Origin of the sequence: Inhella gelatinilytica, from assembly GCF_016093295.1 — a bacterium.
In the GTDB taxonomy this organism is placed as follows: Bacteria; Pseudomonadota; Gammaproteobacteria; order Burkholderiales; family Burkholderiaceae_C; genus Inhella; species Inhella gelatinilytica.
Genome location: NZ_JAEDAL010000004.1, coordinates 44613 through 57359, shown reverse-complemented (window position 1 = coordinate 57359; position 12747 = coordinate 44613). Strand labels below are relative to the sequence as shown.

General features: G+C 60.6%; 13 protein-coding genes and 1 tRNA gene. 10 read left to right on the top strand and 4 right to left on the bottom strand.

Annotated elements, in window-relative coordinates:
- The first annotated feature begins 41 nt into the window (after window positions 1-41).
- The 10 genes from thrS to I7X43_RS09830 all read left to right on the top strand — a co-directional run bounded on the left by thrS (window position 42) and on the right by I7X43_RS09830 (window position 10015).
- Window positions 42-1949 carry a threonine--tRNA ligase gene (thrS, locus tag I7X43_RS09875; protein WP_198100774.1) on the top strand — a complete coding sequence of 636 codons (1908 nt, stop codon included), beginning with the start codon at window positions 42-44 and terminating at the stop codon, window positions 1947-1949.
- Window positions 1950-2012: 63 nt separating this feature from the next.
- Entirely contained in the window at window positions 2013-2549 is a 537-nt protein-coding gene (infC, locus tag I7X43_RS09870) for a translation initiation factor IF-3 (RefSeq protein WP_198100773.1), read from the top strand.
- Window positions 2550-2670: 121 nt separating this feature from the next.
- Complete coding sequence (rpmI, locus tag I7X43_RS09865) at window positions 2671-2874, top strand: 50S ribosomal protein L35 (protein ID WP_138857261.1); 204 nt, start codon at window positions 2671-2673, stop codon at window positions 2872-2874.
- Window positions 2875-2899: 25 nt separating this feature from the next.
- Entirely contained in the window at window positions 2900-3256 is a 357-nt protein-coding gene (gene rplT, locus I7X43_RS09860) for a 50S ribosomal protein L20 (RefSeq protein ID WP_138857260.1), read from the top strand.
- A gap of 109 nt (window positions 3257-3365) precedes the next feature.
- On the top strand, window positions 3366-4400 hold the full coding sequence (gene pheS, locus I7X43_RS09855) for a phenylalanine--tRNA ligase subunit alpha (RefSeq protein WP_198100772.1): 1035 nt from the start codon (window positions 3366-3368) through the stop codon (window positions 4398-4400).
- Window positions 4401-4421: 21 nt separating this feature from the next.
- Window positions 4422-6839 (top strand): phenylalanine--tRNA ligase subunit beta, encoded by a 2418-nt coding sequence (pheT, locus tag I7X43_RS09850; RefSeq protein WP_198100771.1) that lies wholly within the window; start codon window positions 4422-4424, stop codon window positions 6837-6839.
- A gap of 11 nt (window positions 6840-6850) precedes the next feature.
- The gene (locus tag I7X43_RS09845; RefSeq protein WP_198100770.1) at window positions 6851-7207 is read left to right on the top strand and encodes an integration host factor subunit alpha; all 357 of its coding nucleotides are present in this window, start codon (window positions 6851-6853) and stop codon (window positions 7205-7207) included.
- A 26-nt stretch (window positions 7208-7233) separates the two neighbouring features.
- Window positions 7234-7587, top strand: a complete 354-nt coding sequence (locus tag I7X43_RS09840; protein ID WP_198100769.1) for a MerR family transcriptional regulator — start codon at window positions 7234-7236, stop codon at window positions 7585-7587.
- Window positions 7588-7648: 61 nt separating this feature from the next.
- Window positions 7649-7725 (top strand) — tRNA-Pro (locus tag I7X43_RS09835).
- A 472-nt stretch (window positions 7726-8197) separates the two neighbouring features.
- Complete coding sequence (locus tag I7X43_RS09830) at window positions 8198-10015, top strand: ADP-ribosyltransferase-containing protein (protein ID WP_198100768.1); 1818 nt, start codon at window positions 8198-8200, stop codon at window positions 10013-10015.
- Here the strand turns inward: I7X43_RS09830 and I7X43_RS09825 are convergent.
- From I7X43_RS09825 to I7X43_RS09810, 4 genes are all read right to left on the bottom strand, one after another.
- Window positions 9912-10391 carry a hypothetical protein gene (locus I7X43_RS09825; protein WP_198100767.1) on the bottom strand — a complete coding sequence of 160 codons (480 nt, stop codon included), beginning with the start codon at window positions 10389-10391 and terminating at the stop codon, window positions 9912-9914. The genes I7X43_RS09830 and I7X43_RS09825 overlap by 104 nt on opposite strands.
- A gap of 158 nt (window positions 10392-10549) precedes the next feature.
- Window positions 10550-11038, bottom strand: coding sequence for a hypothetical protein (locus I7X43_RS09820; protein WP_198100766.1), 489 nt, complete (start codon window positions 11036-11038; stop codon window positions 10550-10552).
- A gap of 45 nt (window positions 11039-11083) precedes the next feature.
- Entirely contained in the window at window positions 11084-11377 is a 294-nt protein-coding gene (locus I7X43_RS09815; protein WP_198100765.1) for an HNH endonuclease signature motif containing protein, read from the bottom strand.
- A gap of 715 nt (window positions 11378-12092) precedes the next feature.
- Window positions 12093-12746, bottom strand: coding sequence for a hypothetical protein (locus tag I7X43_RS09810; RefSeq protein WP_198100764.1), 654 nt, complete (start codon window positions 12744-12746; stop codon window positions 12093-12095).
- Window position 12747 lies beyond the last annotated feature (1 nt).

The following is a 12747-nucleotide window of genomic DNA, read 5'->3' as shown; positions in this document are numbered from 1 at the left end:
CGGCCTGTGGGCCGCGTTTTCATTTCTGCTGAGGTACTTTCATGATTTCCATTCAACTCCCCGATGGTTCGAAGCGCCCGTTTGACGGCCCCGTGACGGTGGGTCAGGTCGCGGCGAGCATCGGCGCAGGCTTGGCCAAGGCGGCGCTGGGCGGCAAGGTCGATGGCAAGCTCGTTGACCTGTCGCACCTGATCGAGCGGGATGCGCAGCTCGCCATCGTGACCGAGAAGGATGCTGACGGCCTGGAGCTGATTCGCCACAGCACGGCGCACCTGCTGGCCTATGCGGTGAAGGAGCTGTTTCCCGAAGCCCAGGTCACGATCGGCCCGGTGATTGAGAACGGCTTCTATTACGACTTTGCCTACAAGCGCCCCTTCACGCCAGACGACTTGGCTGCCATCGAGGCCAAGATGCTGGAGCTGGCCAAGAAGGACGAGCCCGTGGTGCGCCGTGTGCTGCCCCGGGACGAGGCCATCGCCCATTTCACGGCGATGGGGGAGGCCTACAAGGCGGAACTCATTGGTGCCATTCCCGCCGGGGAGGAGGTCAGCCTGTACCGCGAGGGCGGCTTCGAAGACCTCTGCCGGGGCCCACACGTGCCCAGCACGGGCAAGCTCAAGCACTTCAAGCTGATGAAGGTGGCGGGCGCCTACTGGCGCGGTGACCACCGCAACGAGATGCTGCAGCGCGTGTATGGCACGGCATGGAGCTCCAAGGATGATCTGCAAGCCTATCTGACGCGCCTGGAAGAAGCCGAGAAGCGCGACCACCGCCGCCTGGGCAAGGAGCTGGACCTGTTCCACCTGGACGAGCACAGCCCCGGCACGGTGTTCTGGCACCCCAAGGGCTGGACGCTGTGGCAAGAGGTGGAGCAGTACATGCGCCGCGTCTATCGCGACAACGGCTACCAAGAGGTCAAGGGCCCGCAAATCGTCGACCGCAGCCTGTGGGAGAAGACGGGGCACTGGGACAAGTACCGTGACAACATGTTCACGACGGAGTCCGAGAAGCGCGAGTACGCCTTGAAGCCCATGAACTGCCCGGGCCACATCCTGATCTTCAAGCAGGGCATCAAGAGCTACCGCGACTTGCCGCTGCGCTACGGCGAGTTCGGTCAGTGCCATCGCAACGAACCCACCGGCGGCTTGCACGGCATCATGCGCGTGCGCGCCTTCACGCAGGACGACGGCCACATCTTCTGCACCGAGGACATGATCCTGGACGAGTGCGTGGTCTATACGGAGCTCTTGCAAAAGGTTTACAAGGACTTCGGGTTCACCAACATCCTCTACAAGGTGGCCACGCGCCCGGCGGCCCGCATTGGTTCGGATGAAATTTGGGACAAAGCCGAGCACGCGCTGATGGAGTCCCTGCGCCGCTCGGGTGTGGAATTCATCATCGCACCGGGCGATGGTGCCTTCTACGGCCCCAAGATCGAGTACACGCTCAAAGACGCCCTGGGCCGCGAGTGGCAGTGCGGCACCATGCAGGTGGACTTCAGCATGGCCCAGCGCCTGGACGCTGAATACGTGGCTGAAGACAGCAGCCGCCGCCCGCCCGTGATGCTGCACCGCGCCATCGTGGGCAGCCTGGAGCGTTTCATCGGCATCCTGATTGAACAGCACGCGGGTGCCCTGCCGGTTTGGCTGGCCCCGACCCAGGTTGTCATCTGCTCGATCAGCGAAAACCAGGCCGACTACGCGCATGAAGTCGCGAAAACGTTGCAAAAACAAGGGTTTAGGGCCCATGTAGACGTGCGCGCCGACAAGATCACCTATAAAATCCGCGAGCATTCCCTGCAAAAGGTTCCCTTTATCCTGGTCGTGGGCGACAAGGAGAAGGCGAATTCGAGCGTTGCAGTGCGCGCCCGTGGCAACCAAGACTTGGGGGTGATGGGGCTGGACGACTTCCTTGTGAAGCTCGCCGCCGACGTCACCGCCAAGGTCTAAGGTCCGCCTTGGCGCGCACTTGCTTTTTTTGTAACGAACAAGGATTCCACCATCGCTACCTTCATGGACCGCCGCACGCCCAACGTGGAGCGTAAACATCGGCTGAACCGCGAAATCATGGCCCCCGAGGTCCGCCTCAATGGGGTGGAGAACGAGCCGCTGGGCATCGTGTCCATCATGGAAGCGCTGCGTCTGGCAGGCGAAGCCGATGTGGACTTGGTGGAAATTGCCGCCACCGCCAACCCGCCCGTGTGCCGGTTGATGGATTACGGCAAGTTCAAATACCAAGAACAGAAGAAGGCGGCGGAAGCCAAGGCCAAGCAAAAGGTCATCGACGTCAAGGAAGTGAAGTTCCGTCCGGGTACCGATGACGCCGACTACAACGTGAAGATGCGCAACCTGCGCCGCTTCATTGGGGAAGATGGCGACAAGGGCAAGGTGACGCTGCGGTTCCGAGGCCGCGAGATCACCCACCAGGAAATTGGTTTGCGCCTGCTGGAAAAGATCCGTGATGAGTTGGCCGACGTGGCCATGGTGGAGCACATGCCCAAACTCGAGGGCCGCCAGATGATCATGATTCTGGCGCCCAAGAAAAAGTAAGTTTTTTCGGGATTCGATCAGCAGACTTTGGTCAGTCTGCTGATCGACACAAGCCGAGCAGGCCATCAAGTGCTGGAGTCTCTCCAGCCGCCCAGCCCGGCAAATTTAAAAGGAGCAGAACATGCCCAAGATGAAGACCAAGAGCAGCGCGAAGAAGCGTTTTCGCGTGCGTCCGGGTGGCACCGTGAAGCGCGGTCAAGCCTTCAAGCGCCACATCCTGACCAAGAAGACCACGAAGAACAAGCGCCAGCTGCGCGGCGCTGCGAACGTGCATGAGACCAATATGGGCCACATCGCTGCGATGCTGCCCAGCGCTGGTCTGTAATTCCTAGAACTGAAGGAGAACATTCATGCCTCGCGTTAAACGTGGTGTAACCGCTCGTGCCCGTCACAAAAAGGTCCTGGCTCTGGCCAAGGGCTTCCGTGGTCGTCGTAAGAACGTCTTCCGTATCGCCAAACAGGCGGTGATGAAGGCGGGTCAGTACGCCTACCGCGACCGTCGTGCCAAGAAGCGCGTCTTCCGTCAGCTCTGGATTGCCCGTATCAATGCCGCTTCGCGTGGCCTCGGCCTGTCCTACAGCAAGTTCGTGGCCGGCCTGAAGAAGGCCCAGATCGACATCGACCGCAAGGTCCTGGCCGATCTGGCGGTGCACGACCCCGCTGGCTTTGCCGCCATCTTTAACAAGGTGAAGGCCGCGCTGGCGTAAATCGACCAGGGTGCCTGATGGGCACCGAACAGCCGGCCCGGGTTCCCTGGGCCAGCCCATTCCGAAGGCCGACACGCCCGTGCTCGGCCTTCCTTTTTTCTGCTGTCCCATGCTTGAACTGATCCATGAGGCGCAAGACGCCTTCGCCCACGCGAGCACGCCGGCCCAGTTGGAAGACGCCAAGGCGCGCTTTCTGGGCAAGAGCGGTCGTGTGACCGACTTGATGAAGGGCCTGGCCCAGCTCAGCGTCGAGGAGAAGAAGACGCGTGGGGCGGAAATCAACCGCATCAAGCAGGGCATCGAAGAGGCGCTGACTGCGCGCCGGGCCGCTCTGGCAGAGGCCGAATTGGCGGCCCAACTGAAGGCCGAAGCGCTGGATGTCACCCTGCCGGGTCGAGCCCGCGGCGTGGGCGGCTTGCACCCGGTGACCCGCACCCTGGAGCGCATCGAGGCGATCTTCGGCTCCATGGGGTTTGACGTCGCGGACGGCCCCGAAATTGAAACCGACTGGATGAATTTCACGGCGTTGAACAACCCCGCCAACCATCCAGCCCGTTCGATGCAGGACACGTTTTACGTGGACCTGAAGGATGCCGACGGCATGCCCTATTGCCTGCGCACGCACACCAGTCCTATGCAGGTGCGCTATGCGCGCGCCCATGCGGCGAAGTTCTCGGACCACGACGTGATGCCCGAGATTCGGGTGATTGCGCCTGGCCGCACCTACCGCGTGGACAGCGACGCCACCCACTCGCCCATGTTCCACCAGTGCGAAGGCCTGTGGATTGGCGAGAACGTCAGCTTCCGCGACCTCAAGGCGGTCTTTACTGAATTCTGCAAGCGCTTTTTCGAGACGGAGCAGTTGGAATTGCGCTTCCGCCCCAGCTATTTCCCGTTCACCGAGCCCTCAGCGGAAATTGACATCGCGTTTGGCGACGGCCCGCTCAAAGGGCGTTGGTTGGAAGTCGCGGGTTCTGGCCAAGTGCACCCCAATGTGGTGCGCAACTTCGGCCTCGACCCTGAGAAGTACATCGGCTTCGCCTTTGGTATGGGTCCCGATCGCCTGACCATGCTGCGCTATGGCGTCAACGACTTGCGCCAGTTCTTCGAGGGCGATCTGCGCTTCCTCGCCCAATTCAAATAAATCTCCCGCTGCGAATCTGTCATGCAATTCCCTGAGTCCTGGCTGCGGGCCTTCTGCAACCCGCCGCTGAACACCCAAGAGCTGGCCGATACCCTAACCCTCGCGGGTTTTGAGGTCGAAGAGATGCGCCCGGTGGCGCCCGCCTTCACGGGCATCGTGGTCGCCGAGATCGTGGAGGCTGTGCAGCATCCCGATGCCGACCGCCTGCGCGTGTGCAAGGTCAACGCTGGCGGCACCGAGTTGCTGCAAATTGTTTGCGGCGCGCCCAATGCTCGCGTGGGCATCAAAGTGCCGCTGGCCACCGTGGGCGCTGAGCTTCCGCCCGGTGAGGATGGCAAACCGTTCAAGATCAAGGTGGGCAAGCTGCGGGGTGTCGAAAGCTTCGGCATGCTGTGCTCGGCCCGCGAGCTGGGGTTGTCCACCGACCACGGCGGTTTGCTGGAATTGGCCGACGATGCCGCCATTGGCCGCGACATCCGCGCGCAGCTGAACCTGGACGATCAGCTGCTGACGCTCAAACTCACGCCCAACCTCGGCCATGCCCTCTCGGTGATGGGCGTGGCGCGCGAGCTCTCCGCCTTGACGGGGGCGACGCTGAACCTTCCTGCCATCACTCCGGTCGCCCCGCAGATCGATGACAAGCTGAAGGTTCACGTGCGGGCGACGGATCTGTGCGGCCGATTTGCGGGCCGCGTGGTGCGCGGCGTCAATGCCAAAGCCCAAACGCCGGCCTGGATGGTGGCGGCGCTGGAGCGCTGCGGCCAGCGCCCGGTGTCGGCCCTGGTGGACATTTCCAACTATGTGATGTTTGAGCTGGGCCGTCCCAGTCACATGTTCGACCTGGACAAAATTCAGGGTGACCTGGAAGTGCGCTGGGCGCGCACGGGTGAAACGCTCAAGCTGCTCAACGGCAACACCATCGAACTGGATGAAAAAGTTGGCGTGATTGCGGACGCGGTTCATGTCGAATCGCTCGCCGGCATCATGGGCGGCGACAGCACGGCGGTCAGCGACGACACGCAAAACCTCTACATCGAAGCCGCCTTCTGGTGGCCCGAGAGCATTCAAGGTCGCGCCCGCCGTTACAACTTCAGCACCGATGCGGCCCACCGCTTCGAGCGGGGGGTGGACGCGGCTTCAATTGCTGACCATATTGAGCGTCTCACGGCTTTGGTGCTTGAGATTTGCGGCGGCCACGCTGGCCCGCTGGACGATCAAGTGCTGAACGTGCCGGTGGCCAAGCCCGTGCGCTTGCGCGTGGCCCGCGCGGCCAAGGTGCTGGGTATCGATGTGACGCAGGCCGAATGCGTTCAAGTCATGCAGCGTCTGGGTTTCCCCTTTGTGCAGGAAGAAGGTGCGCTCACAGTCACGCCGCCCAGCTGGCGCCATGACATTCAGATCGAAGAGGACCTGATCGAAGAGGTCATCCGAGTGCTGGGCCTGCATCGCTTGAATGACGCGCCGCCGCTGGGGCCTGTGCGGCCCGTGGTGCGCCCCGAACGCATGCGGCCTTTGAGCCAACTGCGCCGCCAGCTCTGCGACCTGGGGTATCAGGAAACCATCAATTTCAGCTTTGTGGAAGAGCGCTGGGAGCGCGAACTCGCCGGCAACGCCGACCCGATCCGGGTGCTCAACCCCATCGCCGCGCCGCTGGCGGTTATGCGTTCGTCCTTGATGGGCAGCTTGATCGAAGCTCTCAAGCACAACCTGGCCCGTCGCCAGACGCGGGCCCGCCTCTTTGAAACCGGCCGCGTGTTTTTGCGTAACCCGGCTCAGGCCGATGCCGAATTGGAAGTCGCTGGGGTGCACCAGCCGCGTCGCGTGTCGGGTCTGCTTTACGGCGCGGCTGAGCGGCTGCAGTGGTCCAGCAAAGAGCGTGCGGTGGACTTCTTCGATGCCAAGGGTGACGTGGAAATGCTGTTAGCACCCAAGCAAGCTCAGTTTGTGGCCGCTGAGCATCCGGCGCTGCACCCGGGCCGCAGCGCGCGCATCGAGTGCGAGGGCAAGGTCTTGGGTTGGGTCGGCGAACTGCACCCGCGCTGGCGCCAGGCCTACGAGCTACCGCAGGCGCCCGTGCTGTTCGAGTTGGATCTGGCCGCCGTGCTTCACCAGCGTGTACCGCATGGGCTGCCGGTTCCACGACATCCGGCCAGTGTGCGAGATGTAGCCGTGATCGTCGGGGAAGGCGCCACGCACGATGCGTTGATGGCGGCCGTTAACGAATGCGGTGATGCCATCGTGCGCTCAGCGCAGTTGTTCGATGTGTTCAAACCCTCGCAGCCCACCGCCGACCTCAAGGCCGGGGAACGCAGCTTGGCGCTGCGGCTTGAGCTGCAGGATGAGGCAACGACCTTGACCGATGAGCGCATGGAAGCCGCGGTTCAGGCCGTGATCCGTGCGTTGCAGACCCAAGTCGGAGCGCGGTTGCGCGGCCAGTGAGAGGGTGGGATATGAATGATGCTTTGGACCCCACGCGATTCATGCTCGAAGCCTTGGAGACCCCGACGCTGACCAAGGCGGAGCTGTCTGATTTGTTGTTTGACAAGCTCGGACTGAACAAGCGCGAGTCGAAGGATTTGATCGAGGCTTTCTTTGAACTGTTGGGCGACCACCTGAAACAAGGGGATGAGGTCAAGCTCAGCGGGTTCGGGAACTTCGCGTTGAGGCTCAAAGCGGCTCGGCCCGGGCGCAACCCACGCACCGGCGAACTCATTCCTATCGAAGCAAGGCAGGTCGTGACATTTCACGCTAGCCAAAAGCTCAAGTCCTCGGTGCAAGGGGATGAAGACGGGCCAGGCGCTAGCTAAGACTTCCCCACGGAGGCGCTTCAACCATGGCTGCGTTGCCAGATATTCCTGCCAAGCGCTACTTCACAATCGGTGAAGTGAGTGAGTTGTGCGGCGTCAAGCCGTATGTGCTGCGCTACTGGGAGCAAGAATTCACGCAACTGCGCCCGCAAAAGCGCCGCGGCAATCGCCGCTATTACCAGCACCACGAGGTGCTGCTGATTCGTCGCATTCGCGACCTGCTTTACGACCAGGGGTTCACCATCAGCGGCGCCCGCAACCAACTCGGCGATTCAGGAGAAGGGCTAGCCCTGCGGTCCCCTGAGGCCGAAGGCCCCCTTGGCCTTGTGGAGCTGCGGATGGAATTGCTGCGATTGCGAGACGACCTTTCGGAGACCTGACCAGGGCCCGCCTTCGGTCTTGCGATGCAGCGAAAAAATTCGCTATACTGCGAGGCTTCGTCGGGGTGTAGCGCAGCCTGGTAGCGCACTTGCATGGGGTGCAAGGGGTCGCGAGTTCGAATCCCGCCACCCCGACCATAGAGAAAACGGCTTAGGCCCAGCATCGCAAGATGTTGGGCCTTTTGCTTTCTGGGGTCGCTGGTGACTACTCGGTGACTACAACTCCCGCGCTGGCGCGGTGGTGACAAGATTCGCTGCAATTTCACTTCATCCAGAAAAGCGAAACCCCATCCGGTTTATCTGGGGCCACTTCATCGGTCGTTTCCGGTGTGTTGGGCGATCCAGCCACGAATGGGGTCATGGATAGTGTACCGACTCCAGCCGAAGGCGACGTGCGGACAAGAAGGCGAAGCTCGATTCGCCCAAGTGGCAGGAGTACACCGCCAGGACGGGATTGACGCCACACCTACAGGGCGACGAGCGCATTGCTGTGGCCCATGCTGCGCAGCCGCTTCTGAACACCATCCAGAACCGTGAGGACGATGCAAGCTGCGAGGCAATGTTCAGCCTTTCCCGCTCTGGCTCTGGCCTCCCGATGCCCCAGGCTCGCATGGCGGTCAAAGCCATCGAGCAGGCTTTGCCCAACGGCCCAAAGATCAATCTGCTGGAGAGCATTGACGATGCTCCCGCTGGCTTGCGCTCCGAAATCATCGAGCGCGGCGCCCAGAACGATGTTGAGGCGGTGTACTGGGGTGGCGAGATTTACGCCTTCCCGAATCACTTCGCTGATGTCGAGCGGTTCAACTTCGTTGTTGGCCGGCATGAGGTTCGCCATGCGGGCTGGGACGCCATGCTTGGCGACAAGCGCAATGGCATCATGGAGGACATTGGCCGCACCAATCGCCGGGTTGCCCTGCGTGCGCGAGCCCTGATGGACTCCAAGAACGGCCCCAAAAACTTTGCAGAGGCGGTCGAGGAAGTACTGGCGGATCTACCGGTGTCCGAGGTTGCGGCTTTGTCTCGAATCCGAGTGCTGACGAATGCAGTGCGTCAGTGGCTCCGATCAGTCGCAGTCAAGCTGCGCAAGGCCGGGTTTGCGAAGCTGGCCGATTCCCTGGAGCCCCGGACCTGGACCGATAGCGAGGTGATTGCCTTCGTGAAGAAGGCCGAGGACATTAGCCGTGGGCCGGGTGGCCCTGGCGGGGCGAGGTTCAGTCGGGATTCCGGCGAAAGTGATGAGTTCAACCGGACGGCGATTGAAGCGGGTGGCGAATCTGCCTATGCTTTGGCGCACAAAGAAGGCCGAACGGAGCTGACCTATCGGCAGTGGGTGCAAGTCCGAACGCCGAGTTTCAAGAAATGGTGGGGTTATGACTGGGAAAAAACCGACGTACGAGGAACTGAGGGCCGAATTTCTGGCGCTACCGAACGCGGACAAGCGTTTGGAGTGGATGGAACAGCTTCCAGAGGATTCCCCTTTCTTCATGAGCGAACCAAGGAACCCCGAGTTTTCTTCCATGGAACGCGAGATGCGTTCACCGCGTTCGAGGTAGACCACCCGAACAAGAAGGATCACGGGTGGCTCGGTATTGGGCACTACGTCAGTAGCGACGAATGGATTGCTGACCGTTACTCCCGGGCAAAGCGTGGGGTTGGGAAGCCTCATGTAATGGCGCTGTTCGTTCGCCCGAACAACCCTGTTGAGCTGCTGCCTCGTCACAAGGAAATTCTGGCTCGCGCCCGCCCCGCTGATGTGGCCGTAATCACCGATGAGTGGCGTGAGGCTGGAAACGGCGGCTCAATGATGGTCTATGAGGATGGCTCCGTCGAGTTGGCCGTTTTCGAGGCTAACGGGCTCAAGTCAGCCACAGACAACACGGGCCAATTCAGCGAAAGCAGAGACATCCGTTTCTCACGCCGCCCCGCAACGCTGGAGACGGTGCGCGATGCCGTAATGGGCAAGGTCGAGGCGTTCAAGCAACTGGAATTGCTGGCCGGTCGAAAAGTGGGGGACTACCTGACGACCACGGGCACGCTCAGTTGGTGGGACGAGAGCGTGGGCACGCCGTTCAACCTAGCGCAGAAGCATCCCAAGACCTTTGGCCCGGTGTTCAACGGGGTGCAGAACTTCCTGCGGGATGTGAGCTTCTACGCCACCGAGGCGGCAAAGCTAGCGCCGACCTTGTTGCCGACGCTGGAGGAATTCAAGGATACCTTGAAGCAAGCCATCTCCCCAGAGGACAACAAGGCCATCAAGGCGCCAATCTTTGAGGGCACGCTCGTTTGGACGCGGGATGCTGATGGCAGGCCCGTTCGCATGGACACTACGCGTTGCAGTCGTCGCGCTTTACGCGGATCTCGATCAAATGAATTCCTGTGCTCGCGTCTTGGAAATGATGCGCGACCTCCAAGCCGAATTCAGTCATGAAGGGTCGAAATTTTCCGCCGCAAGTGCTCGCAACGTTGAAGTTTTTTACATTATCACGCTCGGCCTTGGTCATGGTCTTCCTGCCCGTATTGACAAAAAAATCCACGAAATAAAAGTACGCCAAAGTTGGCTTGCCCTCGTCATAGGTGACCATCCGCAGCGTTGTGACTTCGTCCACGCGAGTACCGGCCAACTTTTTGTTGGACACAGCCACCATGTTGTTCATTGCTCGGTGCATCGCCGAAATATCGATGGGACGGCTTTTACCCGAGCTACCTGAACTGGAACTGCTGGTCTGCCCCATTGAAGGCATCGGAAGCGCGGCCGCAAGGGCACACGCAAGAAGCCATCCACGCAACTTGCTCAATCTTTTCATCTTGTTCTCCTCCCTCACAGCTTTTAAATCACGCCCTTGTCGCGCTCGGTGCCAATCGTGCTGAGCACATCAACCATTCCTTGAGTACAGGGTATGGGCTTTGGGTTCATGCAGGACAAGCGGAGAGCCCAGCGGCATAAAGCCATCTCGGTCTATAGTCAAGAGGGGTCATGGCACTGAGCGCCAACTGGCAGTCGATAGCCTGAGCAGGGGGGCAACCGCCCGAATTTGACCTTACACAAACGCGTGCCCTGGCGCACACCTACCTCGGTAGGGGCTTTGGTTGCGCTTTCAAGGCAGGACTCATAACGCCACTTGTCGATTGGCCCTAACTCTTTTGGCGTCCATTGCGGCTCCTTCGCATTGGTAGCTTTGAATTTCGCGATCAGGGCGTCGGGATCAATGGTTGAAGCAGCAGGCGCCGGAACGCCAGCCCCGTCGTAGCGTGGGGCGGCGGCCCCAACAGTGTCTAGCGCGGGCTGATTTTTGGGCAACTTTGAACAGCGCCTTGCAGTGGCCTCTTTGTCAGTGATCTTGTTCGTTGTGACAAATTTTCCCGGCTCAGTAGATGGGCACTGGTATTCGGTCTGGGCACCACAACTGGCAAACGACAGAGCGGCAGCCACAAACACACTGACTTTTTTCATATTCGTCCTCCCTCATTTATTCAGGGCTCGCCTGCACTGCCGCGCTTAGCGGCGAGTCTTTGCTTTGTGCTGCTCAACGGTGAGCCACTGCATGTTGTCCGGTGAGTCAGGGCCGTTGCACTTCAGCGGGATGGTGTGGTCCACCTCCCATCCTGGGCATGGCCCCTTGATCTTCCCGTTGGCAGGGCAGGGGTTGGCCCGCACGAACTCGGCACGGGCGGCACTGGAACGAGGAGCAGCGCTTACATCGAATGTGGCCTGAGCAATAAACAGGACGACCGCAGCCCGATACAGGCTAATTGCTGCCAACTCTAGGTACACCGTACTCTCGTGCAACATGGTCTGCTTGCGAAACGATGTCCGCTGCGCAGCTTTGGATGACGTTCTGACCGCATCGCCCAACGAGCGTTGTAAGGTAAAGAGTTGCCGGTACGCCTTTTGCCCTTGCCGTGAACACAACCGAGTAGATCGTCATCGTTTGCTCGGGGTCTTTATTGGCTTCGAGCGTAACAAGTTGGATTCCAAGCCCTGGCTGGGTTGCTTCTTTTAGGACGCTGAATCCGCTGCTCTTACGAACTTGCTCTCGTATCTCATAGGCTAGACGGACTCCTATCCGATCATCCCCAGTTGAATTGACGTAAACGGGCAATATGCCCTCCGCCATTGCCGCCGTAGACAGGCACAAGGCAACTGTGAAGCAAGGAATCGCTCTAATCATCTCCCCCCCCCCCCCTTATCTGCTGAGTTGAGCCCAGCCCCCCGCTAGGGCGTCCAGCACGGCGACTGGCTCACACCCTGGCATCCCTCCGTGAAGCGTGACCAGGAACCCTCCTGGCGCCACGCCTTCCCACTTGTGCTCAAGGTGCTGCAAGAACACCCGCACATGCAAATCCCCGGCCTTGTCTCGGATCAGAACAGAATCCTCAGGCAGAGGTGGGCAAACCTCGAATTTGGCTTTAGTGCCCTTTGGGCGCGCAGTCCGGTAGTTCTGCCCTTTGAAACTGCCCAGTTTTTTTCCCAACTTGGCCAGTGCTCCAGGTAACGGGATCCACATTCATCGCCAATTGTGCAACCAAGCCAAGCTTGGGTCGATCTCGCCGATTGTTCCCTGCAGGCAGCCGAACCGTGCTGCCATATGGGAAACAGATTCCTTGGCATGGTCGTCGTGCTCACGCTGCAGCCGCTCGAACGTGCGCCAGTGCATGCCCATTGGCTTCAGCCCGCCCCCGTTCAAGATGCCGGGCTCCCAGTTCAGCCTCTTGCGGATGGCTTCTGCTCGCCGTGCGGCTCGGTCGTCGTCGGCTTCTCTCTGGCAGCGGTAGGCCAACCGGTTGCAGCTGCGGCAAGCAAAGATGCGGCCGCCGTACAAAACGGCGACACGCCGTCCGCAGCAAGTGCTCGGACATCGCCACCACACCCGGCGGCCGCCAAGGCCACAAGAGGTCCAGTCTAACCACACCCTGTAGGTCAGCGTTTCCCATTCGCCGCCGCAGTGCTGCCTGTCCCTACTCCGGTAGCTCAAGACCACTTCACCCATTTGGACATGCAGATCGATGCGCCCTGTCACCTCACCGTCGCACATCCACTGCCAGCCAAATTGGCTTCCTGGTGTCAACAACCCAGTGCGATGGATGCTGCGGACGTCCAGCGCCCGCATGTCATCGGTGCAGCGTTTTCCACTCTTCCGGCCACTGCCAATACCGCCCATG